Source organism: Nocardia sp. NPDC050713 (genome assembly GCF_040654315.1).
GTDB lineage: Bacteria > Actinomycetota > Actinomycetes > Mycobacteriales > Mycobacteriaceae > Nocardia.
Genome location: NZ_JBFAHS010000009.1, coordinates 76,737 through 102,976 on the forward strand (window position 1 = coordinate 76,737; position 26,240 = coordinate 102,976).

Annotated in this window: 27 protein-coding genes; 13 read left to right on the forward strand and 14 right to left on the reverse strand. The window is 68.6% G+C overall.

Going from position 1 to position 26,240, the window contains the following annotated elements:
* Positions 1-66: 66 nt before the first annotated feature.
* A complete protein-coding gene (locus AB0H49_RS18310) occupies positions 67-2,133 on the forward strand; it encodes a PhoX family phosphatase (RefSeq protein ID WP_357252805.1) in 2,067 nt (688 codons plus the stop codon).
* Between the two features lie 87 nt (positions 2,134-2,220).
* On the opposite strand, the gene AB0H49_RS18315 is transcribed toward AB0H49_RS18310, so the two are convergent.
* Complete coding sequence (locus AB0H49_RS18315) at positions 2,221-2,946, reverse strand: glycoside hydrolase family 25 protein (RefSeq protein ID WP_354998442.1); 726 nt, start codon at positions 2,944-2,946, stop codon at positions 2,221-2,223.
* Between the two features lie 124 nt (positions 2,947-3,070).
* Between AB0H49_RS18315 and AB0H49_RS18320 the strand changes: the two genes are divergently transcribed.
* Positions 3,071-3,304: a hypothetical protein gene (locus AB0H49_RS18320; RefSeq protein WP_357252808.1), complete on the forward strand. Its 234-nt coding sequence runs from the start codon at positions 3,071-3,073 to the stop codon at positions 3,302-3,304.
* Entirely contained in the window at positions 3,301-3,726 is a 426-nt protein-coding gene (locus AB0H49_RS18325; RefSeq protein ID WP_357252811.1) for a hypothetical protein, read from the forward strand. Before AB0H49_RS18320 ends, AB0H49_RS18325 begins: the two co-directional genes overlap by 4 nt.
* 61 nt (positions 3,727-3,787) lie before the next feature.
* Here AB0H49_RS18325 and AB0H49_RS18330 read toward each other — a convergent pair whose 3' ends face one another.
* Positions 3,788-5,125, reverse strand: a complete 1,338-nt coding sequence (locus AB0H49_RS18330; protein ID WP_357252814.1) for a glycogen debranching protein — start codon at positions 5,123-5,125, stop codon at positions 3,788-3,790.
* Between the two features lie 206 nt (positions 5,126-5,331).
* Between AB0H49_RS18330 and AB0H49_RS18335 the strand changes: the two genes are divergently transcribed.
* Positions 5,332-6,033, forward strand: coding sequence for an SDR family oxidoreductase (locus AB0H49_RS18335; protein ID WP_357252817.1), 702 nt, complete (start codon positions 5,332-5,334; stop codon positions 6,031-6,033).
* 84 nt (positions 6,034-6,117) lie between these two features.
* On the opposite strand, the gene leuS is transcribed toward AB0H49_RS18335, so the two are convergent.
* A complete protein-coding gene (leuS, locus tag AB0H49_RS18340) occupies positions 6,118-8,964 on the reverse strand; it encodes a leucine--tRNA ligase (RefSeq protein ID WP_357252820.1) in 2,847 nt (948 codons plus the stop codon).
* 114 nt (positions 8,965-9,078) lie between these two features.
* On the opposite strand from leuS, the gene AB0H49_RS18345 reads away from it, so the two are divergent.
* Both AB0H49_RS18345 and AB0H49_RS18350 read left to right on the forward strand, forming a co-directional pair.
* A complete protein-coding gene (locus tag AB0H49_RS18345) occupies positions 9,079-9,486 on the forward strand; it encodes an SdpI family protein (RefSeq protein WP_357252823.1) in 408 nt (135 codons plus the stop codon).
* Between the two features lie 72 nt (positions 9,487-9,558).
* The gene (locus AB0H49_RS18350) at positions 9,559-9,819 is read left to right on the forward strand and encodes a hypothetical protein (protein WP_357252826.1); all 261 of its coding nucleotides are present in this window, start codon (positions 9,559-9,561) and stop codon (positions 9,817-9,819) included.
* Positions 9,820-10,169: 350 nt separating this feature from the next.
* On the opposite strand, the gene AB0H49_RS18355 is transcribed toward AB0H49_RS18350, so the two are convergent.
* Genes AB0H49_RS18355 through AB0H49_RS18375 form a run of 5 tightly spaced genes read right to left on the reverse strand, consistent with a single transcriptional unit; the run spans position 10,170 to position 15,009 of the window.
* Entirely contained in the window at positions 10,170-10,556 is a 387-nt protein-coding gene (locus tag AB0H49_RS18355) for a cupin domain-containing protein (protein WP_354998449.1), read from the reverse strand.
* Positions 10,557-10,599: 43 nt separating this feature from the next.
* Positions 10,600-11,634: an aminotransferase class I/II-fold pyridoxal phosphate-dependent enzyme gene (locus tag AB0H49_RS18360; RefSeq protein WP_357252829.1), complete on the reverse strand. Its 1,035-nt coding sequence runs from the start codon at positions 11,632-11,634 to the stop codon at positions 10,600-10,602.
* A complete protein-coding gene (locus AB0H49_RS18365; protein WP_354998451.1) occupies positions 11,631-12,674 on the reverse strand; it encodes a 3-oxoacyl-[acyl-carrier-protein] synthase III C-terminal domain-containing protein in 1,044 nt (347 codons plus the stop codon). The genes AB0H49_RS18360 and AB0H49_RS18365 overlap by 4 nt, the downstream gene beginning before the upstream one ends.
* Before the next feature lie 8 nt (positions 12,675-12,682).
* A complete protein-coding gene (locus tag AB0H49_RS18370) occupies positions 12,683-13,342 on the reverse strand; it encodes an SRPBCC family protein (protein WP_354998452.1) in 660 nt (219 codons plus the stop codon).
* Positions 13,339-15,009, reverse strand: a complete 1,671-nt coding sequence (locus AB0H49_RS18375) for a thiamine pyrophosphate-binding protein (RefSeq protein WP_357252832.1) — start codon at positions 15,007-15,009, stop codon at positions 13,339-13,341. Before AB0H49_RS18375 ends, AB0H49_RS18370 begins: the two co-directional genes overlap by 4 nt.
* Before the next feature lie 162 nt (positions 15,010-15,171).
* Here AB0H49_RS18375 and AB0H49_RS18380 point away from each other — a divergent pair, with 162 nt between their 5' ends.
* The 3 genes from AB0H49_RS18380 (at position 15,172) to AB0H49_RS18390 (ending at position 17,565) form a co-directional block, all read left to right on the forward strand.
* Entirely contained in the window at positions 15,172-15,687 is a 516-nt protein-coding gene (locus AB0H49_RS18380; protein WP_357252835.1) for an EXLDI protein, read from the forward strand.
* Positions 15,688-15,820: 133 nt separating this feature from the next.
* A complete protein-coding gene (locus AB0H49_RS18385; RefSeq protein ID WP_357252838.1) occupies positions 15,821-16,798 on the forward strand; it encodes an ATP-binding cassette domain-containing protein in 978 nt (325 codons plus the stop codon).
* On the forward strand, positions 16,795-17,565 hold the full coding sequence (locus AB0H49_RS18390) for an ABC transporter permease (RefSeq protein ID WP_357252841.1): 771 nt from the start codon (positions 16,795-16,797) through the stop codon (positions 17,563-17,565). The genes AB0H49_RS18385 and AB0H49_RS18390 overlap by 4 nt, the downstream gene beginning before the upstream one ends.
* Positions 17,566-17,610: 45 nt before the next feature.
* On the opposite strand, the gene AB0H49_RS18395 is transcribed toward AB0H49_RS18390, so the two are convergent.
* The 3 genes from AB0H49_RS18395 to AB0H49_RS18405 all read right to left on the reverse strand — a co-directional run bounded on the left by AB0H49_RS18395 (position 17,611) and on the right by AB0H49_RS18405 (position 19,605).
* On the reverse strand, positions 17,611-18,321 hold the full coding sequence (locus AB0H49_RS18395) for a zf-HC2 domain-containing protein (RefSeq protein WP_357252844.1): 711 nt from the start codon (positions 18,319-18,321) through the stop codon (positions 17,611-17,613).
* A complete protein-coding gene (locus tag AB0H49_RS18400; RefSeq protein WP_354998458.1) occupies positions 18,318-18,893 on the reverse strand; it encodes a sigma-70 family RNA polymerase sigma factor in 576 nt (191 codons plus the stop codon). Before AB0H49_RS18400 ends, AB0H49_RS18395 begins: the two co-directional genes overlap by 4 nt.
* Positions 18,894-18,960: 67 nt before the next feature.
* The gene (locus AB0H49_RS18405) at positions 18,961-19,605 is read right to left on the reverse strand and encodes a YqgE/AlgH family protein (protein WP_354998459.1); all 645 of its coding nucleotides are present in this window, start codon (positions 19,603-19,605) and stop codon (positions 18,961-18,963) included.
* A 174-nt stretch (positions 19,606-19,779) separates the two neighbouring features.
* Here AB0H49_RS18405 and AB0H49_RS18410 point away from each other — a divergent pair, with 174 nt between their 5' ends.
* Positions 19,780-20,541: a 1-acyl-sn-glycerol-3-phosphate acyltransferase gene (locus AB0H49_RS18410; protein ID WP_354998460.1), complete on the forward strand. Its 762-nt coding sequence runs from the start codon at positions 19,780-19,782 to the stop codon at positions 20,539-20,541.
* 22 nt (positions 20,542-20,563) lie between these two features.
* Here AB0H49_RS18410 and AB0H49_RS18415 read toward each other — a convergent pair whose 3' ends face one another.
* Positions 20,564-20,875, reverse strand: coding sequence for a GNAT family N-acetyltransferase (locus tag AB0H49_RS18415; protein WP_354998461.1), 312 nt, complete (start codon positions 20,873-20,875; stop codon positions 20,564-20,566).
* A 160-nt stretch (positions 20,876-21,035) separates the two neighbouring features.
* Between AB0H49_RS18415 and AB0H49_RS18420 the strand changes: the two genes are divergently transcribed.
* Positions 21,036-22,616: an alpha/beta hydrolase gene (locus AB0H49_RS18420; RefSeq protein WP_357252849.1), complete on the forward strand. Its 1,581-nt coding sequence runs from the start codon at positions 21,036-21,038 to the stop codon at positions 22,614-22,616.
* 42 nt (positions 22,617-22,658) lie between these two features.
* Here AB0H49_RS18420 and AB0H49_RS18425 read toward each other — a convergent pair whose 3' ends face one another.
* Complete coding sequence (locus tag AB0H49_RS18425) at positions 22,659-23,774, reverse strand: glycerate kinase (protein WP_357252852.1); 1,116 nt, start codon at positions 23,772-23,774, stop codon at positions 22,659-22,661.
* A gap of 104 nt (positions 23,775-23,878) precedes the next feature.
* A complete protein-coding gene (locus AB0H49_RS18430; protein ID WP_357252854.1) occupies positions 23,879-24,232 on the reverse strand; it encodes a helix-turn-helix domain-containing protein in 354 nt (117 codons plus the stop codon).
* 138 nt (positions 24,233-24,370) lie between these two features.
* Between AB0H49_RS18430 and AB0H49_RS18435 the strand changes: the two genes are divergently transcribed.
* Together AB0H49_RS18435 and AB0H49_RS18440 are read left to right on the forward strand one after the other, a co-directional pair.
* On the forward strand, positions 24,371-25,252 hold the full coding sequence (locus AB0H49_RS18435; protein WP_357252857.1) for an NAD(P)-binding domain-containing protein: 882 nt from the start codon (positions 24,371-24,373) through the stop codon (positions 25,250-25,252).
* 8 nt (positions 25,253-25,260) lie between these two features.
* Complete coding sequence (locus tag AB0H49_RS18440) at positions 25,261-26,115, forward strand: NAD(P)-binding domain-containing protein (protein ID WP_357252860.1); 855 nt, start codon at positions 25,261-25,263, stop codon at positions 26,113-26,115.
* Positions 26,116-26,240 lie beyond the last annotated feature (125 nt).

Below are 26,240 nucleotides of genomic sequence, written 5' to 3' on the forward strand. Positions count from 1 at the left end.
TGGGTGTTTCCTGGGAATAGCCTGCGACGTTTACCGTGCGGCCGACAGCCCAGAGCAGGAGTGATCGTGACCTTGAAACCACTCGCCCTCTTCGTGCAGCACGACGGCCGCTCCGCGCGCGCCGCCGTGACCTGCGAGTACAAATGCGCCAACGCGTGCTTCCACGAGACGCCCAACACCTCGGGCGGCGAGTACTTCGGCGACATCGTCAGCTCACTGAACCGGCGTGGGCTGATCAAGGGCGGCGCGGCCGCGGTTCTCGCGGTCGGCGCCGCCTCCGCGCTCGCGGCCTGCGGCGACGACGAGGCCGCAGGTTCCACCGGAACCACCCCGGCGGGCCCGCCCGGCACCGGAACCAACTTCACCGCGGTCGCGCCCAACAAGGAAGACGCCGTCGTCGTACCGGAGGGCTACGAGCAGTCGGTCGTGATCCGTTGGGGCGACCCGATTTTCGCCGACGCTCCCGCCTTCGACTTCGACCGGCAGACCGCCGCCGCGCAGGCCGAGCAGTTCGGCTACAACAACGACTTCGCGGCCCTGCTGCCCATCGAGGGCCAGGCCAACAGCTACCTGCTCGTGGTCAACCACGAGTACACCACCGCGCCGCACATGTTCCGCGGCTACGACAAAGCGAACCCTTCACCCGAGCAGCTCGCCATCACCATGGCTGCGCACGGCCTGACCGTCGTCGAGGTCAAGGGCGAGTCCGGCACCGGCAAGCTGACGCCCGTCTTCGGCAAGTACAACCGCCGCATCACCGCCACCACCGAGTTCACCCTCACCGGCCCCGCCGCGGGCAGCGAGTTCGTGAAGACCTCCGCCGACCCGACGGGCACCAAGGTGCTCGGCACCTTCGCCAACTGCGCGGGCGGCGTAACACCGTGGGGCACCGTGCTTTCCGGCGAGGAGAACTTCCACGGCTACTTCGCCAACGGCGACAAGCCCGCGGGCGGTGACGCCGCTGTCGCGCGCGCCAAGCGCTACGGTTTCGCCGCGGGCGCGACGGCCAACCTCTGGGAGCGGGCCGACAAGCGCTTCGACTTGGCCCAGGAACCCAACGAGGCCAACCGATTCGGCTACGTCGTCGAGATCGACCCGTGGGACCCGAACTCGACGCCGGTCAAGCACTCGGCCATGGGCAGGCTCAAGCACGAGGGCGCGAACATCTACGTCACCAAGGGCGGCGACGTCGTCTCCTACACCGGCGACGACGAACGGTTCGACTACATGTACAAATTCGTGTCGTCCCGCAAGGTGCAGTCCGGCACCGGCGCGGCGAGCAGGCGGCACAACATGACCATCCTCGACGCGGGCACGCTGTACGTCGCCGAGCTCACCGGTGACCACGCGGACAAGATCGACGGCACCGGAGCCAAGCCGTCGGACAAGGGCTTCACCGGTAAGGGGCAGTGGATTCCGCTGCTGGAGACGAATGCCGAGGGCAAGGGCAAGTCGCTGGTCGACGGCATGACCGCCGAAGAGGTCGCGGTGTTCACCCGGCTCGCGGCCGACAAGGTCGGCGCCACGAAGATGGACCGTCCGGAGGACTTCGAGGCCAACCCCTACACCGGCAAGGTGTACGTCGCGCTGACCAACAACGACAACCGCGGCAAGGAGGGCAAGGCGGGCGCCGACGAGGCGAATCCGCGCAACCTCAACAAGAACGGCCAGGTCCTGGAGATCGACGACGATCACACCGGCACCGAGTTCACCTGGTCGCTGCTGCTGGTCTGCGGCGACCCGAACGCGGCGGACACCTACTACGCCGGGTTCGACAAGACCAAGGTGAGCCCGATCTCCTGCCCGGACAACCTGGCCTTCGACCCGTACGGCAACCTGTGGATCTCCACCGACGGCAATGCGTTGAAGTCCAACGACGGCCTCTTCTCGGTGGTGCTGGACGGCGCGAATCGCGGTGAGACCAAACAGTTCTTGACCGTGCCGCGCGGCGCGGAGACTTGCGGTCCGATCGTCACCGAGTCGCGGGTGATCGTGTGCGTGCAGCACCCGGGCGAGTCCGACGACGCCACCCCCGAGAACCCGTTCTCGCACTGGCCCGACGGGGGTTCCGCGCAGCCGCGGCCGTCCGTCGCGGTGGTGTGGAAGAAGGACGGCGGCCGGATCGGCGTGTAATCCTCTCTGTCGCAGAACTTTCGGTACTGCGACAGCCGGAAACTGTTCGCCCCCAGCCGGATCGGACGGCTGGGGGCGTTCTCTCGTCTAGCCACCCATATTGGCGAATCGGGCGAAATCCCCTTGGGCGCCGCTGTATACGTTCAGATCGGTGCGGCCCGCGATACCGGGGATGCTGCCGCTGTCGGTGGTCTGCCAGAACGTCCAGGTCGGCCAGCCGCCGGGGACCTCGGGTTGTGGGTTGTCGCGGTAGTCGGCGATCCACAGCGGATAGCGGGTGAACTCGCTGGTATTCGCCATCGCGGTCTTCCAGAAGTTCGGATAGGTGTAGATGATCGGCACCCGGCCGGTCAGCACCTGCACCGTGTTCAGATAGCGGTGCGTCCAGTTGATCAGCGCCGCGGGGGAAAGACCGCCGGAGTGCTCGAGATCGAGCACCGGCGGCAGGTCCAGCGGACCGTTCTGCCCGAGCACCGTCGCCGCGTAGAGCACGGCCTGCGGTTCCGGCGGCAGCTGCGGTCGCGCGTAGTGGTACGTGCCGCGCGCGATGCCCGCCGCCCGCATCAAAAGACTGTCCGGAACGAAGTAGGGATTGATGTAGCTCAGGCCCTCGGTCGCCTTGACCATGGCGAAGTCGTGGCCGGACCGTTTGACCGCGAACCAGTCGATCAACCGGCCGTCGATGTGCTGCCAGGACGAGACGTCCGGCCCGACCGGCGCGGCCGCCGTCTGCCCGGTCGCCGAAAGGATGCTGCCCACCACGATCGTGGACAACGCAAGACTGCGGGTCGTTCTCCAACGAGTGCTGTCCATGCCCTTCGACCTTAGGCGGCCGCCTCGTCTTCGTTCACCCGCCGCGCCGTGGTCCAATCGCAGGCGGGAATACCTCGAGTATGGGGGGTATACTCAAAGTATGAACGGGCCTACCACGGTAAAGGTGTCCAGCGAGACACGGGATCGTTTAGCTGCTCTCGCCGCGAAGGGCGAGACGATGGAGGAGGCGATCCTGAAGCTGATCGACTCCTACGAACACGTCAAGACGCGGCAACGGCTCGCGTGGGAAGCGCGTCTGGCTCGGGCGGAAGCCAATCCGGTCGCGGTGGCATGGGCGGAGCAGACCGTGGCGGACCTGGTCGAACGCGCCGAGCAGCGACAGGCGGGCCGCCGGTGACGGGATACGTGTTCGACGACACCGTTCTCGACGCGTACGGCCATGGCAGCGACAACGTCGCTCGCTTGATCGCGGGCCTCGATGGTCGGCAGATCAGAATGGCGGTCCCGGCGATCACGCTCGCGGTGGCGCAGGCGGCGCTCTCGGACGAGCAGTGCGACGACATCGACGGCGTCATAGACAGCCTCGAGCACGTGCAGCTCGACCCTCTCGTGCACACCGATCAAATCACCGAGTTGTCCCGTGTGATCGGAGTCTGCGGCAGTCCACCCGATTCCGCTGCCGCGCACGCGATCTACGTGTCGAAGCGTCTCGACTGGCCGATCGTGACCGTCGACCGTAAGCGATGGGCGGTGCTCGAGGAAGGCTTGCCGTGGCCGCTCGAGCTGGTCGAACTCGCTGAGCCAGAGCAGGCGAACTAGATGGAGGCCGAGGCTGTCCGTCGTAGCCGGCCGGGGCAGACAGCGCGCGCCGCCGGTGTCCTCAGCCGAGCCAGTCCAGGACCGAGGCGGCGGTCCACGACTGCTGCATGCTGCCGAGCGGTTCGCCGGTGAAGGGTTCGTAGTACTCCGCGAAGCTGCCGTCGCTGGCTTGCCGCAGCCCCTCGGCGCGCAGCATGAAGGCGCGTTCGGCCCAGCCGCGGCGGGCGAAGACCCAGGAGAACAGCCAGCTCATCACCGGCCACACCGGGCCGCGCCAGTATTCGCGCGGCCGGAAGTCCTTGGAGACCGGAGAGGTCGAGGGCGGCAGCGCGTAGCGCAGGTCCGGGTGGCCGCAGTATCGCGGGCCCTCGAACAGGCGAAGCAGGCTGCGTTCGGTGTCGCGCGGCAGGCCGCCGCACAGCAGCGGAGCGAAGACCGCCAAGGTGTCGGTATCGATCCAGCGCTGGAGGCGCACGTCGAAGTCGCGGGCCGCGCCGGTCCGCGCGTCGGCGGTGGCGACGACGCCCGCGCGGAAGCGCTCGGCCCACGCGTAGAGATCACGCACGTCGGCGTGCGGCTGTCTGTACTCCTCGCCGATGTTGGCGAGCACCTCGCAGGCCAAGGCGAAGACCGCGGTGACGAACACGTCCTGCACGGCGAAGCTCATGGTCGAGGCCAGTTGGTAGTCGTCGTATCCGGCCCGCCGCATCTGCTCGACCAGCCAGAGGTACCTGTCGTACTCGCGGTCGGTGGGACGCTGCGTCGGATCGGAGACGACGAGCACGTCCTCGCGGCGGTAGGCGGGCAGGTCGCCGGGGACGACCTGCTCGTAGGCGCGGTCCCAGCGCGGCGAGTTGTCCATGCCGGATTCCCAGCCGTGGTACAGCGTGATCCGGCCGTTCTCCTTCGGATCCCTGGCGTGCGCGAGCCAGCGATGCCAACGCACCAGATCCGGCCAGCGGCGGTTGAGGAATTCCTCGGCGACGGCCCTGGTGCTCCGGCCGTGGCGGCGGGAGTGATCGAGGATGCGCTGCACGGCGATGGCGTGCACCGGCGGCTGGGTGATGCCGGAAGTGTCCGGTCCGTCGGGCGCGTTGGCGGCCAGCTTGCGGCACTCCCAGCGGGCCGGGCCGGGGAAGTAGCCGTCCACGCCGTTGGCGAACACGATGTGCGGGATCATCCCGTTCTTCCACTGCGCCGAGAGCAGCGTGTCCAGCTCGACGACGGCGCGCTCCACGCTCAGCGGTGCGAGTCCGACCGCGACGAACGCCGCGTCCCAGCTCCACATGTGCGGATACAGGCGCGGCGCGGCGCTGGTCATCGTGCCCAGGTCGTTGCCCCGCAGCAGGTAGGCGGCGCGCGCCGCGAGCTGAGTTGGGGTGAAACCCGGATGTGCCATCCCCCTATTCTGCGATCCGACGCGCAGATATGCCCGATCAGCGGCGGTGGGTTGCGTCGCAGCGCGGCGCACCGGGTGTTCGGCGGATCTCACTCTCGCATGCCCCGTCTGTGGAGATTGTTACCGACGTATGCGTGCATCGCTACGAATCGGCGCAGTGCTACGGATTCGAGGTCGGTTTCGGCGCGCCGACTACGGTGGGGCGCATGAACACCGCCGTCACCAGCACACCGAAGCCGACCGCGTTGATCACCGGAGCCAGCCGCGGGCTCGGTGCGGCCATCGCCCGCGAACTCGCGCCGGGACACGAGCTGCTGCTCGGCGCGCGCTCGAAAGACGCCTTGCGCGACATCCTCACCGAGCTGCCGGAGGCGATGCCGTGGCCGGTGGAGCTCACCGAACACGAGGCCGTCGCCGCGGCGGTCGGCGCGGTCGAACGGCTGGACGTGCTCGTGCACAACGCCGGGATCGCCGATCTCGGCACCATCGCGGAGTCTTCGGTGGAGCAGTGGCGAAACACCTTGGAGGCCAACCTCGTCGCCGTCGCCGAACTGACCAGGCTGCTGCTTCCCGCGTTGCGCGCGTCGAACGGCCATGTGGTGCTGATCAATTCGGGCGCAGGGTTGCGGGCCAACGCGGGCTGGGCCTCCTACGCGGCGAGCAAGTTCGGGTTGCGCGCCTTCGCCGACGCGCTGCGCCTCGAGGAACCCGCGCTGCGCGTGACCTCGATCTTCCCCGGCCGCATCGACACCGACATGCAGCGGGAGATCACCGCGAACGAGGGCCGCGAGTACCGGCCGGAGGAGTTCTTGACCCCCGAGACGGTCGCGGCGGCGGTGCGGCACGCCGTCGAGACACCGCGCGATGCGCACCCGACCGAAATCGTGCTGCGGCCCATCGCCCGCTGAACCGACACGGTTCGGTGGGCGGGGTCCGACCGAAGGTGACATTCGGCCGGTCCGCCGGGCTCGGGGTCACCTTCGGTCGGGAGATCAGGCGACGATGTTGATGAGGCGGCCGGGCACCACGATCAGCTTGCGCGGCGCGGCGCCGTTCAGCAGGGCGGCGATCTTCTCGTCGGCCAGCGCGGCCGCCTCGATGGCGGCGTTGTCGGCGTCGGCGGGGACCTGAATCCGGCTGCGCACCTTGCCGTTCACCTGGATCGGGTACTCGACCGTGTCCTCGACCAGCAGCGCGGGATCCGCGACCGGGAACGGCCCGTGCGCCAGGGAAACGCTGTGGCCCAACCGTTCCCACAGCTCCTCGGCGATGTGCGGGGAGAGCGGGGCCAGCATCAGCACCAGCGGCTCCACCGCCGAGCGCGGTGCGCCGTCCGGGTAGTTCTTGGTCAGGTGGTTGGTCAGCTCGATGAGCTTCGCGCCCGCCGTGTTGTCGCGCAGCGCGGCGAGATCCTCGTCGACGCCCGCGATCGTCTTGTGCGTCAGGCGCAGCGTCTCCTCCGACGGCGCGTCCTCGGTGACGCGCAGCGCGCCCGTCTCCTCGTCGACCACCAGACGCCAGACCCGCTGCAGGAACCGGTGCGCGCCGACGACGTCCTTGGTCGCCCACGGCCGCGAGGTGTCCAGCGGACCCATCGACATTTCGTAGAAGCGGAAGGTGTCGGCGCCGTACAGATCGCACATCTCGTCCGGAGAGATGGCGTTCTTCAACGACTTTCCGATCTTGCCGTACTCCTGGAACACCTCGATCTCGACGCCGGTCGCGTCCGTCCAGAAGAACTTGCCGTCGCGCTCGACGATCTCGGCGGCGGGCACGTACGCGCCGCGCTCGTCGGTGTAGGCGTGCGCCTGGATGTAGCCCTGGTTGAACAGCCGCCGGTACGGCTCGCTGCTGCTCACGTCGCCCAGGTCGAAGAGCACCTTCTGCCAGAAGCGCGCGTACAGCAGGTGCAGCACCGCGTGCTCCACGCCGCCGACGTACAGATCGACACCGCCCGGATCGCTCGGGCCGTGCTCCGCGGTGCGCGGACCCAGCCAGTACTGCTCGTTCTCCTTGGCGCAGAACGCCTCCGGGTTGGTCGGGTCGGCGTAGCGCAGCTGGTACCAGGAGCTGCCCGCCCAGTTCGGCATGACGTTGGTGTCGCGCCGGTACTTCTTCGGCCCGTCGCCCAGATCCAGCTCGACGTGCACCCAGTCGGTGGCCTTGGCCAGCGGCGGGGAGGGCTCGGAGCTCGCGTCGTCCGGATCGAAGGTCACCGGAGCGAAGTCGTCCAGCTCCGGAAGCCGCACGGGCAGCATGGATTCCGGCAGCGCGTGCGGTGCGCCCTGCTCGTCGTAGACGATCGGGAAGGGCTCGCCCCAGTAGCGCTGGCGGGCGAACAGCCAGTCGCGCAGCTTGTACTGGATGGTGCCGGTGCCGTGGCCCTCGGCCTCCAGCCTGCCGATGACGGTCGCCTTGGCCTCCTCGACCGAAAGACCGTTCAGGTAATCGGAGTTCACCAGCTCGCCCTCGCCCGAATGGGCGCCGTTGGCGACGTCGCCGCCGGAGATGACCTCCACGATCGGCAGGCCGAAGGCGGTGGCGAATTCGTGGTCGCGGTGATCGTGGCCGGGTACCGCCATGATCGCGCCGGTGCCGTAGCCGATCAGCACGTAGTCGGCGATGAAGATCGGGATCCGTTGTCCGTTCACCGGATTGGTTGCGTACGCGCCCAGGAAGACGCCGGTCTTCTCCTTGTTCTCCTGGCGCTCCAGATCCGACTTGGCGGCGATGGCCTTGCGGTAGGCGGCGACGGCGTCGGCGGGAGTCGCCGCGCTCTCGTTGGTCCAGCGCGGGTCGGTGTTCTCCGGCCACTGCGCCGCCGTCAGCCGGTCGACCAGCTCGTGTTCGGGGGCCAGCACCATGTAGGTCGCGCCGAACAGGGTGTCGGGGCGGGTGGTGAACACCTCGATCTGGCCCGCGTCCGAATCGAACTTCACCTGCGCGCCGCGCGAACGACCGATCCAGTTGCGCTGCATGGCCTTCACGTTCTCCGGCCAGTCCAGCAGATCCAGGTCGTCGACCAGCCGGTCCGAATAGGCGGTGATGCGCATCATCCACTGCCACAGGCGCTTACGGAAAACCGGGAAGTTGCCGCGCTCGCTGCGGCCCTCGGCCGTGACCTCCTCGTTGGACAGCACGGTGCCCAGACCGGGACACCAGTTGACCATCGAATCGGTCTGGTACACCAGGCGATACGAGTCGATCACCGCGGCGCGCTCGGCGGCGGTCATGGTGGCCCAGTCCTTGCCGTCGGGCGCGGGACGCGCGCCGGAGGCGAACTGTTCCTCCAGGTCCGCGATGGGGCGCGCACGGCCGGTCTCCAGGTCGTACCAGGCGTTGTAGATGCGCAGGAAGATCCACTGCGTCCAGCGGTAGTACTCGGGATCGGTGGTCGCGAACGAGCGACGCCGGTCGTGGCCGAGACCCAGCCGGTCCAGCTGGCGCTGCATGGTGGCGATGTTGGACTCGGTGGTGTCGCGCGGGTGCGCGCCGGTCTGCACCGCGTACTGCTCGGCGGGCAGGCCGAAGGCGTCGTAGCCCAGCGCGTGCAGCACGTTGCGTCCGTGCATGCGGTGGTAGCGCGCGAACACGTCGGTCGCGATGTAGCCCAGCGGGTGGCCTACGTGCAGGCCCGCGCCCGACGGGTACGGGAACATGTCCTGGACGAACAGCTTGTCCGCGGGAGTGTCCCCGGCGAGCGGGCCGGTCGGGTTCGGCGCGTGGAAGGTGCCACGCTCCACCCAGTTCTGCTGCCACCGGCGCTCGATGCGGCCCGCGAGGTCAGCGTTGTACCGGTGCTGGGGTACATCGCTATCGGTTGCACGACTGTCCTGCACGGTCCTGCCTTCTTGTTCTCGCCGATCCTGGACAAACTTCGTATTACAGGGTAGAACGTGCGGTCCGAGGGACCGAAAATCGGGCGGCGCGAGTCCGTGCGCTAGCCTGCATAGGTGTTCGTAGTCGTTCTCGTCCTGTTCGTGTTGGCCGCCGTAGCCATCGCGACCGGCGTGCTCGGACTGATCGGCAAGCTCCCGCCCAACCGCTTCGTCGGTGTGCACACCGAAGCCGCGCTGACCTCCGAAGAGACCTTCCGCATCGCGAACCGCGTCGCCGCCCCGACCTCGGTCGCCGCGGGCGCGCTGCTGTTCGCCGGTGGTCTGGTCGCCTTCGCCGCGGGCGGTGTCGTGGCTCTCGTCGTGGGCGGCGCCACGGCCGTCATCGCCCTGTTCACCCTGGGTGCGGGCGCGAACGCCGCGGGCGAGGCGATCGCCGCTCTCGTGCCAGCGAAGGACATCGGCGGCTGCGGCCAGTCCTGCGGCGCGTGCTCCCTGCGCGACGCCTGCCAGCCCGCGAGCTGATCCACTTCTCGAGCCCCTCCCTGCGCGTACCCTGAGCTTCATCAGCGGGCGATTCGCCTTCGGAGGGGTTTTATGTTCTTCGTCCTGGCGACGATCGTCGCCGTCCTCGGCTTCGCCATCCTCGACTTCTACGGTCTCGCGGTGGCGGGCGTCATCTTCGCGATCGCCGCGGTGTTCGCGGTGATCGGTGTCGTCCAGATCAAGCGCAACACGGCTCGGCCGAGGGGGCGGTGGTGGGCGGGTGGCAGCGGCGGCTCGGACGACGGCGGCGGCTGCGGGGGCGGTGGTGGCTGCGGTGGAGGCGGCTGTGGTGGCGGAGGCGGAGGCGATTGATCGCTGCCTGCCGCATTGCGATGCGGTAGTCGCGGACAAGTGCGGGGCGATTGCGGCGGGCGGAGTGAAGCTCGGTCGCCCACCCTTACCCACCTCGCCGCGACACCGCGGCAGGGGTAAAGGCTGGGGAGCCGCGGCAAGTGCGGGTGGCTTCACCTACTTCGGCGATGGCGGCGGCAGTGACGGTCGGAGCGGCGGCTGCGGCGGCGGCAGCAGCTGTAGTGGTGGCGGCGGCTGCGGCGGAGGCGGCGGGGGTTGCGGCGGCGGTAGCTGACATCTGCGCCCCAGCAGGGTTCGGCCCGAGACGCCGGTGGGCGAGTAGCTGCCCATTTCTCTCCCGTCGATTCGGGTCAGTCGATGCCCGGGGGTGGTGGGATGCTGCGGGAGAGTGGGCTGTCCTTGGGGTTGAGGTAGAGGACGAAGAGAGTGACCGGGGCGGGGCCGAGGTTGCGGGCGACGTGGGGATACTCGGGACCACTTGGTTCACGGAACATTCGGCCGCGGTGGTAGATGACACGGGCGCCGTCGGGTCCGGGGTGGTCGAGGGTGCCGCGGGCGACCAGGACGAAGAGGGTGCCGTCGTGATAGTGCCAGCCACTGGTGCCGCCGGGAGCGATCACTGTCTGGCGCAGCAGGATGTCGCGGCCTGCGATGGTGAAGCGCGCGAGTACTCGGCTCGCGGTGCCCGACGCGGGCGCGGCGTTGGGCGCCAGAGCGGGCAGACGTGGGATTCGCACCCATCCATCGAACCATCCGTTCGGGAGGCGTTCCGGACGTTGGTCAACGCAATCCCGCGACGGCCGCCAACACCGCCCGTCCCGCCTCCCGATCGCCGACGGCGATGCGTGCACTCCCGTCCGGGTAGACCTTCGCCGCGATACCCGCCCGCCGCAACGCCGTCGCCACCCCCGGCCCGGGGAGGTAGAGGAAGTTGGCGTGGCTGCGGGGGACGGTGTGGCCGCAGGCGAGCAGTGCGTTGCGCAACGCCTCGCGTTCGGCGGTGATGAGCCGTATCCGGGCCTCGAGTTCCGGTTCGGCGGCGTAGGACGCGGACACGGCGGCGACGGCGGAGGCGGAGACGCCGAAGGGAAGTTGCAGTCGTCGTACGCGTTCGACGAGTTCGCGCCGCCCGTACGCGTATCCGATGCGTAGCCCCGCGAGTCCATATGCCTTCGAGAACGTCCGCAGCACGAGGAGATTCGGATGCTTCCGCAGCAGTGCGAGCGTGTCCGTCCGCTCGGCGGGCCCGAGGAACTCGGCGTACGCCTCGTCCAGCACGACCGTCACCCGGTGCGGCACGGCGCTCAGGAAGGATTTCAGTTCACCGATGGGCACGACGGTGCCGGTGGGGTTGTGCGGACGGCACACCACGACCAGCGCCGTCCGCTTGTCGATCGCCCGCCGCATCGCGGGAAGATCTTGATTGCCCGAGGCGTCCAACGGCACCGGAACCATATTCATCCCGAGCATCCCCGCGATGATCGGATACCCGTCGAAGGTCGGCGTGCCCGTGACGATCTCCGCGCCCTCGCCGGTGACGGCCTGGATGATCTGCATGGCGACTCCGGTCGCCCCGGACCCGACGACCACCTGGTCGCCGCGCACGCCGACGTGCCGCGCGATGATCTCGGGTAGCAGCCGAGGCAGAAACTCGGGATACCGATTCGCCTGCGCGAGAGCGAGATTCACCGCACGAAGCACGGAAGGCAGCGGCGGGAAGGGATTCTCGCTCAGCGAGAGGTCGAACCGCACCGGCCGCGATCGCCGACGGTGGTGTCGCGAGGATCGGGTGTCCTCGGCGGACCCGATGTTCATCCCGCCGCGCCCCAGCGCACCGCCGCGGCGGCCGCGAAATCGCCCGCGTGCGCGAACGCGGACATCAGCACCACCGACCCGTTGCGCAGCCGCCCGGCCTGATTCTCCACGTCCAAGGTGACGGGAATTCCCGCGGCGAACAGGTTTCCGCACCGGTCGAAGGTGTCGGGGTGCCGTTCCGCTGGCAGCTCGAGCGCGTCGTGCCAGTTGCGCAGGAACAGCCGGTTCGGTTGGTTGGTGACGAACGTGTCGATGTCGCGCCCCTTCACACCGATCCGATCGCACACCGCGAGCGCCACTTCCGGCACCAGCCGGTTGCCGCGCGCGAACACCTTGGTCACCTTGGATTCGGTGAAGCTCACACAGGCCTGGCCGGGACCGGGTTCCCAGTACTTGCGCTCGCCGTTGGTGGTGAAATCCATGTCCCCGGCGAATTCCGGGTAGGTGCGGCATTCGATGTCGAGGATCGGCGCGCTGTCGTCCTTGACCAGCAGCCCGACACCGCAGCCGTCGCCGGGCACCGGCGCCTGCGCGAGTTTGCGAATCTCGGTCTGGGTGAACACCGGTCCCGCGCAGTTCTGGGCGACCGCGATGAGCGCGGTGCGAGCGTCGGTGGTCTGCAAGATCATTCGGGCCAGCGCCATCATGTGCACGAAGGCCGCGCAGCCGCCGTTGTGGATGTCGTAGACGACGCGCGGGCGAATACCGAGCCGCCTGGCGACCTCGGGCCCGCTGCCGAGCACCGGGTTGTCCGGCAACTGTGTGTGCGTGATCAGCACGTCGACGCTCGAAAGCTCCTGTGCCCCACGGCGTTGCCGCAGCGGCTCGACCGCGCGCTCGATCATGTCGACGGCGGTCTCGTCCCGCGCCACGTGGTGCCGACCGCGCGGGGCACGGAACATCACGTTCTTCGCCATCCGGTCCGAGCGCGCGAACTGGGTGAAGTATTCGGTATCGACGGGCGCACCCGGCAGGTAGGAGGACACGTCGACAAGGCTGACGGTCGGCAGCGACGAAGCGTCCGGATCGGTCGCGTACATGGCCGTCCTCACTTCATCCAGTCGGGCTTGATCGGCAAACCGTGCGCGGCCCGGCATTCACAGATCGCCTTGAGGTTGTCGAGCTCGAGCTGATGACCCGCGGAGAACATCTCCCAGAAGTCGCCGACCCATACCGGACGCCCGGCGGGCGCGGTCTCGGGATAGGGGTTCTCGTCGTAGAACGGGTGACGGCAATTCGTCCACAGCACAACCGAACCCGGCTTGTTCAGCACCACTTGCGCGTCGACGACCCGCATCAGGTAGACCATCCACAGGTGCCGCCCCTGATCCCACGCGCAGTGGTAGTCGACCGTCATCGCGTCCGGATTGGCCACCGTGCGGGTGTAGATCTTCGTGGAATCGCCGAGCCGGTCGTAGGCCAGCCACAGGCCCGGTTCCTCGGTTTCGGTGAATCCGCGCAGGCTGTAGGTCCATTCCTCCAGCGACCTCGTATCGGCCAGGTACTCGTACACCTCGCGGGGCGGCGCGGCGACATAGCCCTGGACCGGGCAGAAGTCCCCGAAGATCTGGTCGTGCGGGTACACCGACCGCAGCATGTCCATGATGATCGGGGTGGTCTCGTCCTTGTCGGAGTTCTCGATCCGCAGCACGCCGGGTACGACGTCTTCCGGGATGTCGCTGAGCGCGGGCAGGGCGCTGGTCGTCACGGGGTCCTCCTGGAGTTCTCGAGTGTGGTGAGAAACGGTGTGAACGGGGGGATCTCGTCGGGGTCGCAGTCGATCGCGAGGAACGACGGCCCCGATGTCGCTAGGCAGCGGCCGAGCGCGTCGGCGAGTTCGGCCGGTGTGCGCACGGTGTAGGCGGGTATGCGGGGAAACATGGCGGCGATGCCGTCGCCGAGGAACGCGGGCTGGAACCTGTTGAAGCTGTAGCGATCTCGGTAGTAGAGCTGTTCGCGCGTGACGCACATGGCGTGCGCGTTGTTGTTCAGCACGACGAACGTGATCGGCAGCCGGTGTTCGACGGCGGTGTGCACCTCCATGCCGTGCATGTAGAAAGCCCCGTCGCCCGCGATCACCACGGTGCGACCGGGCCCGCGCCGGGCGAACGCGGCGCCGATGCCCGCGCCGAAGGCGTAGCCCATCCCGCCCATGCCGAGGGCGACGACGAACCGTCCGCCGCGCGGCACGCGCAGGTGGTGGACCACCGCGGCGCCGGTGTTGCCCGCGTCGGCGAAGACGTCGGTGCCCGCGGGCAGTGCCGCGTCGATGGTCTCGACGAGTTCTCGATAGCGCAGACCAGGCCCGTCGGCGGCCGGTACCTGGAGCGGTGTCAGGGCGGCTGCGTCCGGCGTCGCATGCGTTGCCCTTGCGGTGCAAGCGAATTCGTCGGCGAGTTCGCCGAGTGTGATCGACAGGTCGGTGCTCGTCGCGTGGATCGTCGGCGGGTACGGCGGGGCGATGCCGACGCTGGCCACGATGAGGTCGCCGAGCAGGTCGTCGAGCCCGGCGCGCGCGGTGACGGGTAGGCGGGTGCCGATCACCAGGCAGAGCGCGGCCGATCGGAGGTCCGCGGTGAGTTCGGGGTGGCCCATGCTGCCCGCGACGCCGCAGAATCCGGGATCGAAGTTGTCGTAGACGTCCTTGGCGTCCGGGGCGACACCGACCGTGGCGTCCAGAGCCGTAGCGAGGCGGGCCAATTCGTCGCGCGCGTCGTCGCGGGCGACTTGATCTCCCGCGATGATCACGATCTTTCCCGTGCTGCGCGCCGCGACGAGCGCGGCGCGCACCGCGGTGAGCCCGCTCGCATCGCGACGGTGCGAGCGGGGCGGCAACCGGAACGGCGGGACCGTGTCGAGCCCGGCCTGCTGCACATCCTTGGGCAGCAGGAGGACGGCAGGCCCACCGCGCCGGGCGGCGGCGACTGCCCTGACCACACTGTCGGGCAGCTGGGCCGCCGTTTCCACACGGGCGCAGTACCGGCTGACGGAGCCGAACAGGCGGACCGCATCGATCGCGCCCGCACGCCCGCTGGAGTCCTGGAACGCCCCTCGGCCCTCCAGCGCCGTCGGCGGCTGACCGACGAGCGCCAGCACCGGCACTCTGGACGCATACGATTCGGCCAGTCCGGCAACGAGATTCATCGCACCGCCGCCGGATGTCGCGGCGACGACGCCGAATCCCGCGGTGACCCTGGCGTATCCGTCGGCCATGGTGGCCGCGGAGAATTCGTGCTTGGCCACCACGCCGGTGACCTCCGAGTCGAACAGCGCGTCGTAGAGGTCTTCGATATTGGCGCCGTCGACCCCGAAGATATGCCGCACACCGAGTGTCGAAACCGCCCGAACCAGATAGTCCACGACCCTGTCCGGCATGGATGCTCCTTCCCCGGATGCGGACACAGTGGGTGCGCCCGGCCGATCGCATACCTCGTACACGAGGAATACGAGATGCCCCGCCGCGCGGTTCAAATCGAACGGCCGAGCCGGTGGGGAAGAGGCCTTGCATGTACGTATACATCTACGTATAGTGAGTTCATGCCCAACAAGACCATCTACGTAGCCGACGACGATCTACCGCTGTTCCAGCGCGCCCAGGAGCTGGTGGGGGGCAATCTGTCCGGCGCGGTGACCACGGCGCTGCGCCGTTTCATCGAGCTGGAAGAGGGGCGCCAAGAAGGGTACGAGGAAGTGGTCCTCCGGGTCGGCCACAACGGTGTCCGGCAGGTGCGTTTCGCCGGATCCCTGCTCGGCGAGTGGCGCGACGTCAACGACACGCGGACGGAGCACGTACGGGTCTTCCGGTCGCGCAAGGGCAAGTTCGTGCTGCACGCGCAGTACTCGAACTGGTCCGAACTTCCCACCGACACCAACATTTTCAAGGACTGGAGGCAGTGGCGGCGGATCACCGGCATCGGTGATCAGGACTGGGGCGATTTCGTCATGGAGATCGCCGACACGCTCGACGAGCTGAAGGACAAGATGCCCGCCAAGCTCTACGAGCGCGTGGCCTACATCGCCGACCGCCCGCATATCGAGGATCTCGACATCTAGGTCGCGCGAAAAGCGCTCCGCGACAACCGAACAGCGCGTTCTAAAAAGCGACACCGCACCGCGATTGGGCGGCGGTGCGGGTGAAACATGCACTTATTCGCATTGACTAATGAATTTTGCCGAAAGGATCACCATGATCAACGGTCATCGTGCGCCGGCGATCTCGGCGTTCGGCCTGTGCAAATCGTACGGCGAGCAAGTGGTGCTCGACGGCATCGATCTCACCGTGCCGGAAGGGACCATCTTCTCCCTGCTCGGGCCGAACGGCGCGGGCAAGACCACGACCGTGCAGATCCTCACCACGCTGATCGGCGCGGACTCCGGCGAAATCCGGGTGGGCGGTTACGATCTCGCCGTCGAGCGCAACGAGGTGCGCTCGGTGATCGGGGTGACCGGTCAGTTCTCGGCGGTGGACGAACTGCTGACCGGCCGGGAGAACCTGCTGCTCATGGCAGATCTGCACCATGTGCCGCGGCGGGATGGCAAACGTCTGGCCGACGATCTGCTGGCCCGCTTCGACCTGGTCGAGGCTGCCGACAAGACGGCCGCGACCTACTCCGGCGGCATGGTCCGGCGACTCGACCTGGCGATGACGCTGGTCGGCGACCCGCGCGTCATCTTCTTGGACGAACCGACGACCGGTCTCGACCCCCGCAGCAGGCGTTCCATGTGGGAGATCATCCGCGCGCTGGTCGACGACTACAGCGTGACCGTCTTCCTCACCACCCAGTACCTCGAGGAGGCCGATCAGCTCGCCGACCGGATCGCCGTGCTGGACGGTGGTCGCATCGTCGCCGAGGGCACCGCGGCCGAACTGAAGAAGCTGGTGCCCGGCGGACACATTCGGCTCGAATTCCGCACCGCCGCCGAGCTTTCCGCCGCGGCCCGAGTTCTCGGTGAGACGGCCCGCGTGCTGGACGGCGTCGGCGACGAGGAGCTGACGCTCGCCGTGCCGAGCGACGGTGGCGTGAAATCGCTGCGCTTCGTGCTGGATCGGCTCGACGACGCGCGCATCGAGGTCGAAGGCCTCTCCGTGCACACCCCGAACCTGGACGACGTCTTCCTCGCCCTCACCGGGCACCCGACTGCCGAGAAGGAGATCGCGCGATGAACGCTACTTCGTTTGCCCTCGCCGATTCGGTGACCATGCTGCGGCGAAATCTGCTGCACGCCAAGCGGTATCCCAGCTTGACCTTCGGCGTGGTGATCATGCCGGTGATTCTGATGCTGGTGTTCAACTTCGTGTTCGGCGGCGCGCTGGAGAAGTCCTCGGGCGGCAACTACATCGACTACCTGACACCGGGCATGATGCTGATGCTCCCGGCGTACTTGACGGTCGCGGTATCGGTCTCCATCGCGTCCGACAAAACGAAGGGCATCGTGAACCGCCTTCGCACCATGGCGATTTTCCAGCCCTCGATGCTGGCGGGGCATGTCATCGGCGCGCTGATCCAGGCGCTCATCGGCGTCGTGATCATGGTCGCGGTGGCGCTGCTCATCGGATTCCGGCCGGACGCCAACCCGGTGGAATGGGTGGCCGTGTTCGGACTGTTCGCGCTGGTGATGTTCGCGTTCTCCTGGCTCGGGGTGGCGCTCGGCCTGATCGCGGTCAATCCGGAGAGTGCGAGCAACCTGCCCTTCCCGCTGGTGATGATGCCGTTCCTCGGCAGCGGGCTGGTCGCCACCGACACCATGCCGGTCGGCATGCGCCAGTTCGCCGAGTACCAGCCGTTCACTCCGCTGACCGAGACGCTGCGCGGTCTGCTGATGGGTACGGAGATCGGCACCAACGGCATCATCGCGCTCGCCTGGTGCGCCGGCCTCGGCCTGGTCGGCTACTTCTGGTCGACGTCACTGTTCCGCAAGCAGACCGTCTGAACCGACCGCCGCGACATCACCGGGTGTCGCGGCGGTTCTGGGCGCTCAAACCGTCCCGGTGAGGACCACCTTGTTGGTAGCGGACGATTTGATCTCCACCTTCTGCACCTGGTCGGGCGCCATGTCGATGGTGCGGTCCACGGTCAGCACGGTGCCGGGGCCCGCGGGCCATTCGTCCAGCTCGAGCTGGCGGCCGTCGGCGCCGGTCACCAGCAGCGTGTACTTGTAGGTGTAGCGCAGGTCGCTCGGCCCGTAGGTGCAGCTCATCACGACACGGGCCCGCTCGCCGTCGGCCATCAGCTTGAAACTGGCCGAGATCGGGGTCGGCTCCAGCGGGCTCATCGACCGTTCCGCGATCACCTGCTCGACCACCGGAGGTTCCGGCACGGTCGTCGTGTTCAGCACCGGGATGGCGATCGCGACGGCCGCGGCGGCGGCAGCGACCGCCCCGCCGAGCGCCGCCCATCGGCCGCGCCGCCTGCGCCGCTGTTCCGCGGCGGCCAGTCTCGGCAGCAGGTCGGGAACCGGCGGCTCTGCCTCGGGCGCGGCGCCGTCGGCCGTGCCGATCATGCCGAGCGCGGTCTCGGTCGGCACCAGCGCGAGCATGCCCGGCAGTCCGGCGAGCTCGGCGACGGAGGCGCGGCAGTCGGCGCAGCGCGCCAGATGCTCCTCGTATTCGCGGCGCTCGCTGCCGGTGAGGGAGCCGAGCACGTAGGGCGCGTCCCACGTCGTGTAGTCGTCGGCGATTTGCGTCATCGGTTCGTCACCCCCATCTCGTGCAACGCCAGCCGCAGCGCCCGCATACCGTAATGCATGCGCGATTTCACCGTGCCGGGCGGAATCTCCAGTTCGGCCGCGATCTGGTGGGTGGACAGGCCGCGATAGTAGGCGCGCACGATCACCTCGCGGTGGTCGGCGCTCAGCCGGGCCAGCGCGTCGGCGACCAGCCAGCCGTCCAACGTCCGATCGGCCTGATCGGGTGCGGGTTGTTCGGGCGGACTGTCGGTGCGGAACTCCCTGCGATTGCGTGCGCTGCGATGCTCGTCGACGACCAGGTTGCGGGCGACCGTGAACAGCCACGCGCGCGCCGACATCGTCTGCTGATCGAGCACGTTCGGCCGCTGCCACGCGCGCAGCAGCGTTTCCTGCACGATGTCCTCGGCGCGTCCGGCGTCGTGCACCAGGCCGAGGGTGTAGCGCCAGAGCGCGGGCGCGTGCTCCTGGTACAGCACGCGCATCAGCTCGGCCTGGTCGTCCGGCTCGCCCGCCGCGCCGCGCTGGGCTGCGGCCGCGTCGGTGGGCCGGGGTTGTTCCGGTGGGATACCCATGCGCTCACCGGGTCAGTTCGTGCGTTTCACGGTGTGGACTCCTTCTCGTTTCGAGGAGTACACGAGCTCAGTTGCGTTCCAGTTCAATCGGGTGCGTGGCCAGCAGCGAGAGCGGGAGCGGCTGGCGGCGCAGGACATGCGCCCAGAGATCCGAGCGGCCGGTGCTGATCGGGTCGGAGGAGAGAGCCGAGAGGACGATCCAGTCCTCGTTCTCCAGTTCGCCCTCGAGTTGTCCGAAGGTCCAGCCGGAGTAGCCCGCGAAGATGCGCAGGCCCTCGACGAGCGGGCCGATGCGCTCGGGATCGGCGTCGAGATCGACGAGCACCACGCGGCCGTCGATGCGGCGCAGACCGGGCACCCCGGCGGTGGTGGCGCCCGCCTTCAGGGTGCCGAGGCACAGTGCGGCGTCCCGTTTCACCGGTCCGCCGCTGAACAGCGTGCGCGGTGTGGTGGCCAGATCCGCCCAGCGCGGCAGCACGTCGTGTACCGCGGTGTCGGTGGGGCGGTTCAGCACGACGCCGAGACTGCCGGAGTCGTTGTGCTCGATGATGTACACGACGGTTCTTCGGAAGGTCGGCTCGACCAGGTCCGTCGCCGCCAGCAGCAGGGTGCCCGCGCGCACCGCCTGCTCGCCGCGCCGGAAATCGCGCCGGCGACGGTCACCGTGCCCGCCGTGAGTTTTCCGATCATCCGGGTCGTCTCCGCGTGCCACCCGGACATCATCGCAGTTTGTGCGCCCGAGTGCTCGTTTCCAGGCCCGTGGATTTCGGCGAAAGTTCATTCGGCGGCGTTCGACGCGCGAACTGTCTGGGCCAGCTTACCGACGTGCGATATCTCTCGCCCGCCCGATGTGTCGCATGCCCGGCGACGTCGTAGAGTCGGCGGTATGGAACCGCCCGAGGTCGTCCTCGAGAACAGTGACAGCGTCTACGACTACTATCGCGATCACCGGCAGAACCGGCTGAAGGCGATGGCCGCTTATGCCCTTCTGGGACGCCGTTACCATCCGCGGATCAGCTACGCCGAGCGCGCGAAGGAGGCGGTGCGGACGCTGACCAAGAGCGGACGACCGATCATCTTCGCGATCAACCACCTGTCGCAGAGCGATCCGTACACGGTCGCCGCGGCGGCCTGGCGCAGCCCGCTGCGCTCGGTCATCGGCAAGGTTCGGGTGCTGGCCAAGGACGAGCTGTTCATCGATCCCGACCAGCGGCGCAAGGTGGACATGATGGGCGGGATCCCGGTGTTCCGCGGCAAGGACCACGGCATCAGGGCGGTGAACGCGGCGGGTCAGCGAATGATGGACATCTGCGCCGAACGGCTGGCGCGCGGCGACCACATCGCCGTCTTCCCCGAAGGCACCTGCAACGACGTCGACCCGACCCAGGTGCAGGCCGTCGGCAGCGGCATCGGGCACATCGCGTTCCGGGCCATGAAGCTCGGCGTGCACCCGGCGCTGGTCAGCCTCGGTCTCAGTTACGGTCCCCGCCCCGACCCGAAGATCGAGCCGACCAAGGAAGAGGCCAAGTCGGCCAGCTTCTACTTCCAGTCGCCGATCACCGATCTGCCGAACAAGCCCGCGGACATCGCGCGGCTGGTGCGCGCGGATTTGCAGCTGGCGCTCGATGGGGCGGTTGCGAACTACTGAGGGAGTGATCCGCAGGGCGCGTCTACTGCGGCAGGCCGAGTCGCTGTCTGGCCCAGTGGGGCACCGAGGCGATGTACTCGGGGTGCGTCTGCACGAAGTGCTGCACCAGCGGGCACATCGGCAGCACGCCGAAGCCCTCGCGGCGGGTGCCCGCCAGCGCCGTGCCGACCAGTTGGGTGGCGTAACCCTGGCGCTCGTAGCTGGGGTAGATCTCGGTGTGCACGAACGCCCGCTCGGACGCGGTGTCCTGGTACTCGGCGTACCCGGCGATCGCACCGTCGACGTAGATCTCGAATCGTTCCATGGCGGTGTTGTTGCGGACCTCGGTCGACATGGTTCGACGCTACTCTGATGCGCCCGATGGCGAGACATCGCAGCGGATCCCGGTGTGAAATAGCCGGTTCGACTTGTCTACCGGGTGGCCGCCTGAGCAGAATGCTCTTGGTCGCGTCGCGCGCTCCCCGAGAGCCGTGGCCCGGCGGAGGTGCGAAAACATGATGAGGACGCGTATTTCACGGGTGGCCGCCGCCCTCGCCGCGGCGAGCATGCTCGGCGGGTCGGTCGTGACGGGGCTCGCCGAGGCCGCTCCCACAACGGCTTTCGGATCTTGCCCGGACGGCTCGGTGCCCGAAGGCGCTGGCGTGCAGTGCGCGGTGATCAGCGTGCCGATGAACCACGCCGAACCCGACGGTCCGCGTATCGATCTCACCGTCAGCCGGATCGCCGCCACCGGCGAACGGCACGGCGTCATCTTCACCAACCCCGGCGGTCCCGGCGCGGACAGTCTCGCCTACTGGGCGCAGCGGATCGAGGTCATGCCCACCGAGCTGAACGCCCACTACGACCGCATAGCGGTGCAGCCGCGCGGTCTGCGCTGGGCCACTCCGCTCCGCTGCGCATCGGAAACAGCTGAGGGACAACAGGTGTCGATCGGCGGCGGCAGCCGCGACGAGATCAAGAAGGCCTGCGACGCGGCACAGCCCGGCTACCTGGACACCATCACCACCGAGAACACCGCCCGCGACATGGAGGCGGTGCGCGCCGCGCTCGGCGTCGAGCGGATCAGCTATCTCGGCACTTCGTACGGGACCTATCTCGGCGCCGTCTACGCCTCGCTGTTCCCGGACCGCGTGGAGCGGATGGTGCTGGACTCCAACGTGCACCCCGACTGGGTGTGGACCGAGGAGTTCGCCCAGCAGCAAGCCGCGGGCAAGCAGCGTCTCGACGACCTGTTCGCCTGGATCGCCGAGCACAACGGCGAATACCGGCTCGGTGACACGGCTTTGCGCGTCTACCAGAACTGGGTGCGGCTGGTCTCCGCGCAGGGCGGCGGCTGGTACGCCAACCTGACGCCGCCGCCGGCGAGCGTGGCCGATCTGCCCGGCGAACTGCCCGAACCGCTGGCCGAGCTCGCCCGCGACGGTTACAACGGCACGATGGAGCAGGGCGGCAAACTGCAAAATCTGGTGCGCACCTTGATATCCGGCGGCAGCTCCGCCCAGGTGCCGCTGGTCGGCGCGACCGCGGTGGCCACCTACACCCGCTCCTTCTGGCCGACCTTCGCGCGGGCCATGTCCGACGCCAACGTCGATCCGGCGAACGTGCAGCGACTGCTCGCCATCGAGGGCGCCACCGCCACCGACCCCACCGGCCGCTTCGTCTTCTCCGCCATCACCTGCAACGAGAACGCGGTGCCCGGCCGCCCGGAACTGATCGGCGCCGCCATCGGCACCATCGCCTCCGGTGGCAACGCCATGGACGCCCGGGCCGACTTGGTCCGCGCTGGCCTCAGCTGCGGATCCTGGCGCCCTATCGCCGAGCCGGTCCCCCTCACCGGCGCCGACCTTCGCGTCAAACCCCTTGTGCTGCAAAGCCGCCACGACGCACTCACGCCGTACGAGGGCGGACCCGCGATGGCGCGAGCGCTCCAGGGTTCGCTGATCACGGTCGAGGGCGGCGACCACGGCACCTTCGGTCGTGGAAACCCCGCGGTCGACGACGCGGTGCTCACCTACTTGCGCACCGGCCAGGTCGCGACCACCCACGCAGAACAGGCCCCGCTGCCGAGTCGGTGACGCGGGCCGCGGCTTGAACGTGCTTCGAAGTGGGCGTCGGTGTCAGAGTTCGTGTTCGGCGATGCGCGCGCCGACTTGTTCGAGCAGTTGTGCGGCGTTCGCCATGGAACGGGCGGGATCGGGTTGGAGGTCGCTCAGCGAGTACGCGGTGGTGAAGCCCGCGGTGTGCAGGGCATCCAGGGGGAGCTGGACGCGACCGGCTACCGCGACGACCGGGACGCCCGCGGTGCGCGCCGCGTGGCATACGCCGATGGGAGCTTTGCCGTGCAGGCTTTGCGCGTCGAGGGCGCCTTCGCCCGTCACGACGAGGGTCGCGTCGCGGAGCAGAGCCGGGAAGTCGAGGAGTTCGAGTAGTACCTCGATGCCGCTGCGTACTCGGGCGCCGAGTACCGCGAGGGCGCCGAAGCCGGTGCCGCCCGCCGCGCCCGCGCCTGGGCGTTCGGCGAACTCCAGGCCGAGTAGGTTCGCCCAAGTGGTCAGCGCCGCTTCGAGAATCGTCCGTTGCTCCGCGTCGGCGCCCTTCTGCGTGGCGTACACCGCGACCGCGCCTTTCGGGCCGAGCAGCGGGTTGTCCACGTCGCAGGCGAGTGTGAAACGGGCCGCGGCGGCTTTCGGGTGCAGGCCGCTGCGATCGATCCGCGTCGCGCGCGCCAAAGCCGCTCCACCCGAGGGCAATTCGAGGTCAGTGGCATCGAGCACGCGGGCTCCTAGAGCGCGCAGCAGACCCGCACCTCCATCGGTGGACGCGCTGCCGCCCAAGCCGAGCACGATGTGCGTCGCTCCGCGGTCGAGTGCGTCCGCGATGACGACGCCGAGCCCCTCCGTACCCGCGCCGAGCGGATCGAACTGGCCGCCAGGAAGTTTCAGCAGTCCGACGACCTCTGCCAGCTCCACGACCGCCGTATCGCCACGCACCGCGTAGGCGGCGGGCGCAGGCACACCCGTCGGTCCCGGCGCGATCGTCTCGACTCGCTCCCACCCCGCGGCGACGAACGCGTCCACGGTCCCGTCACCGCCGTCGGCGATCGGAACCCGCCGTATCTCCGCATCCGGACGCACCGCCGCGATCCCGGCCGCCAGCGCGGCCGCCACCTCAAAGGCGGTCAGCGAACCCTTGAACTTGTCAGGCGCGAGCAGCACCCGCGGTGCGGCGGTCATCCCCACATTGTCGGCGCGGCGGGAGGCGGTCGCATGTCACGCCGTCCGCGCGCTCGTAGCCCGGTCAGCCACCTCGCCGCGGCACAACCGGGCAGCGGGCTCGTTCACCCCACCGACGCGAGATTCCCCAGCAACTCCGCCCGGTGCTTGTCGCCCCACTCTTCGAGCGGCCGTAGCGCCACCGCGAGCTCCTGCCCGATAGGCGTCAGCGAGTACTCGACGCGCGGGGGAATCTCCGGGAACACCTCGCGATGCACCACACCGCTGGCCTCCATCTGCCGCAGATTCTCGGCGAGGACCTTCTCGCTCACACCATGGAGCAGGCGCCGGATCTCGCCGAAGCGTTGTGGTTGTTCGCCGAGCACCCACATCAGGTGCAGCTTCCACTTCCCGCCGACGACGTCGATGGCGACCGACATGCCGCACGCATCGTGATCTACGCCACTGTTGCCGTTCATCGCCGACCTCCTGACCATATTTCGGACCTCGAGGTAAGTATCCCCACCTCGACGTACGGTCTTGTCGACTCTACCTGCACAGACGACCATCGTTTCCGGCGCCGCGAACCAGCAGAACCAGAACCGAAGGGGCACACAATGTCCGAGCAGTCCACCCGCTCCGTATCCGTCGTCGGGCTCGGCCCGATGGGCCAAGCGATGGTGCGGGCGTTCCTCGAGGCGGGCGTCGAGGTGACCGTCTGGAACCGCAGCACCGACAAGGTCGACGCGATGGTCGAACTCGGCGCCAAGCGGGCCGCGACGGTCGCCGAGGCGCTCGACGCCAACGAGGTGACCGTACTCAGCCTGACCCACTACGCCGCGATGTACGACGTGCTCGGCCAGGCCGAGGACCACTTGGCGGGCAAGGTGATCGCCAACCTGTCCTCCGATTCGCCGGAAAAGGCCCGCGCGGGCGCGGCATGGGTGCGCGAGCGCGGCGCGCAGTTCATTTCCGGCGGCGTGATGTCGGCCGGTGACAACATCACCCACCCCGCGTCCTACATCTTCTACAGCGGTCCGCGCGAGGTGTTCGACGCGCACGCCGAACTGCTGCGCCCGCTGAGCCCGCAGGAGTACCTGGGCGAGGACGACGGTCTGGCCCAGATCTTCTACCAGGCGCTGCTCACCACCTTCCATCCGTGGTTGCTCGCCTTCGACCAAGCCACCGCCATGATCGCGAAGTCGGGTCACGACATCGCGCAATTCGTGCCGTACGCGGTGCGTTCCAGCGAGGCGTACCCCTACTTCATGCAGGAGTTCTCCGTCGCCAACCAGGCGGGCGGCTGGGCGTCCTTGGCCAGTCTGAAGATGATGGTCGCGGGCGCGCAGCACATCATCGACGCCAGCGAGGAGGTCGGCGTCGACGCCACCTTCTCGCACACCGCACAGGACTTCTGGCGCAAGGCGGTCGCCGCCAGCGAGGAACGCGGCGAGGCGGTCTCCACCTACGAGCTCATGCTGGGCGAGCGCCAGGTATGACCCGCTCGGTGACGGTCGTCGGGCTCGGTCCGATGGGCCAGGCGATGGTGCGGGCCTTCCTGGACGCCGGTGTCCGGGTGACCGTATGGAACCGCACCGCCGCCCGCGCCGACGCCGTCGTCGAACTCGGCGCCGAGCGCGCGGCGACGGTTGCCGAGGCGCTCGATGCCAACGAGGTGATCGTGCTCAGCCTCACCCACTACGCGGCGATGTACGACGTGCTCGGGCAGGCGGAGGGCCGCCTGTCCGGCAAGGTCGTGGTCAACGCGTCGTCGGATTCGCCCGCCGACACGCGAGCGGGTGCCGCATGGGTGCGCGAGCGGGGCGGGCGGTTCCTCGCCGCGGGCGTCATGGCGCAGCCCGAGGGTCTCGCCCTGCCCGCCTCGTACATCTTCTACAGCGGGCCGCGAGAGGTGTTCGAGGAACATCGAGAACTGTTGGATCTCCTGGCATCCCATGAGTACCTCGGCGACGACGACGGCTTGGCGCAGCTCTACTACCAAGCCGTCTACGCGGCGTTCCTGCCGTGGTTTCTCGGTATCGAGCAGGCGTTCGCGATGATCGACCGGGCCGGTGACGACATCGGGCGTTTCCTGCCTTTCGCGCAGCGCGCGATGCACGACGCCGAGGACTTCTACGCCGCGATGGCGTCCGCCGCGCGGGCGGGCGGCTGGGGTGATCTCGGCAATCTGCGGATGATGGCGGCGGGCGCCGCGCACGTCGTCGAAACCGGCGACGACCTCGGGGTGGACACCTCGCTGCTGCGGTCGGCGCGGGCGATCTGGGACCGGGCGCTGGCGGAGAGCGAACGGGCCGGAGAGCCGGTGCCGACGTACCAGCTGCTCCGCGGCGCGGTCGAATAGCGTCTCCGGGCGGTTCGACCTCACCGCCGTGGTCGGTCCGAGCCGCAGATCCGGTCCAGCCGAACCAACTGCGCCCCGGACAGATTCGCCATCGGCACGGGAGCGTGCGGCATCACAACCGAAAG

Excerpts from the sequence above, each read along its gene's own strand:
- AB0H49_RS18420 (WP_357252849.1), top strand. The coding sequence starts at position 21,036 with ATGATGAGGACGCGTATTTCACGGGTGGCCGCCGCCCTCGCCGCGGCG.
- AB0H49_RS18390 (WP_357252841.1), top strand. The coding sequence starts at position 16,795 with ATGAACGCTACTTCGTTTGCCCTCGCCGATTCGGTGACCATGCTGCGG.
- AB0H49_RS18415 (WP_354998461.1), bottom strand. The coding sequence starts at position 20,875 with ATGTCGACCGAGGTCCGCAACAACACCGCCATGGAACGATTCGAGATC.
- AB0H49_RS18430 (WP_357252854.1), bottom strand. The coding sequence starts at position 24,232 with ATGAACGGCAACAGTGGCGTAGATCACGATGCGTGCGGCATGTCGGTC.
- AB0H49_RS18410 (WP_354998460.1), top strand. The coding sequence starts at position 19,780 with ATGGAACCGCCCGAGGTCGTCCTCGAGAACAGTGACAGCGTCTACGAC.
- AB0H49_RS18335 (WP_357252817.1), top strand. The coding sequence starts at position 5,332 with ATGAACACCGCCGTCACCAGCACACCGAAGCCGACCGCGTTGATCACC.
- AB0H49_RS18400 (WP_354998458.1), bottom strand. The coding sequence starts at position 18,893 with ATGGGTATCCCACCGGAACAACCCCGGCCCACCGACGCGGCCGCAGCC.
- AB0H49_RS18385 (WP_357252838.1), top strand. The coding sequence starts at position 15,821 with ATGATCAACGGTCATCGTGCGCCGGCGATCTCGGCGTTCGGCCTGTGC.
- AB0H49_RS18435 (WP_357252857.1), top strand. The coding sequence starts at position 24,371 with ATGTCCGAGCAGTCCACCCGCTCCGTATCCGTCGTCGGGCTCGGCCCG.
- AB0H49_RS18380 (WP_357252835.1), top strand. The coding sequence starts at position 15,172 with ATGCCCAACAAGACCATCTACGTAGCCGACGACGATCTACCGCTGTTC.
- AB0H49_RS18350 (WP_357252826.1), top strand. The coding sequence starts at position 9,559 with ATGTTCTTCGTCCTGGCGACGATCGTCGCCGTCCTCGGCTTCGCCATC.
- AB0H49_RS18395 (WP_357252844.1), bottom strand. The coding sequence starts at position 18,321 with ATGACGCAAATCGCCGACGACTACACGACGTGGGACGCGCCCTACGTG.
- AB0H49_RS18315 (WP_354998442.1), bottom strand. The coding sequence starts at position 2,946 with ATGGACAGCACTCGTTGGAGAACGACCCGCAGTCTTGCGTTGTCCACG.
- AB0H49_RS18425 (WP_357252852.1), bottom strand. The coding sequence starts at position 23,774 with ATGACCGCCGCACCGCGGGTGCTGCTCGCGCCTGACAAGTTCAAGGGT.
- AB0H49_RS18330 (WP_357252814.1), bottom strand. The coding sequence starts at position 5,125 with ATGGCACATCCGGGTTTCACCCCAACTCAGCTCGCGGCGCGCGCCGCC.
- AB0H49_RS18375 (WP_357252832.1), bottom strand. The coding sequence starts at position 15,009 with ATGCCGGACAGGGTCGTGGACTATCTGGTTCGGGCGGTTTCGACACTC.
- AB0H49_RS18360 (WP_357252829.1), bottom strand. The coding sequence starts at position 11,634 with ATGAACATCGGGTCCGCCGAGGACACCCGATCCTCGCGACACCACCGT.
- AB0H49_RS18365 (WP_354998451.1), bottom strand. The coding sequence starts at position 12,674 with ATGTACGCGACCGATCCGGACGCTTCGTCGCTGCCGACCGTCAGCCTT.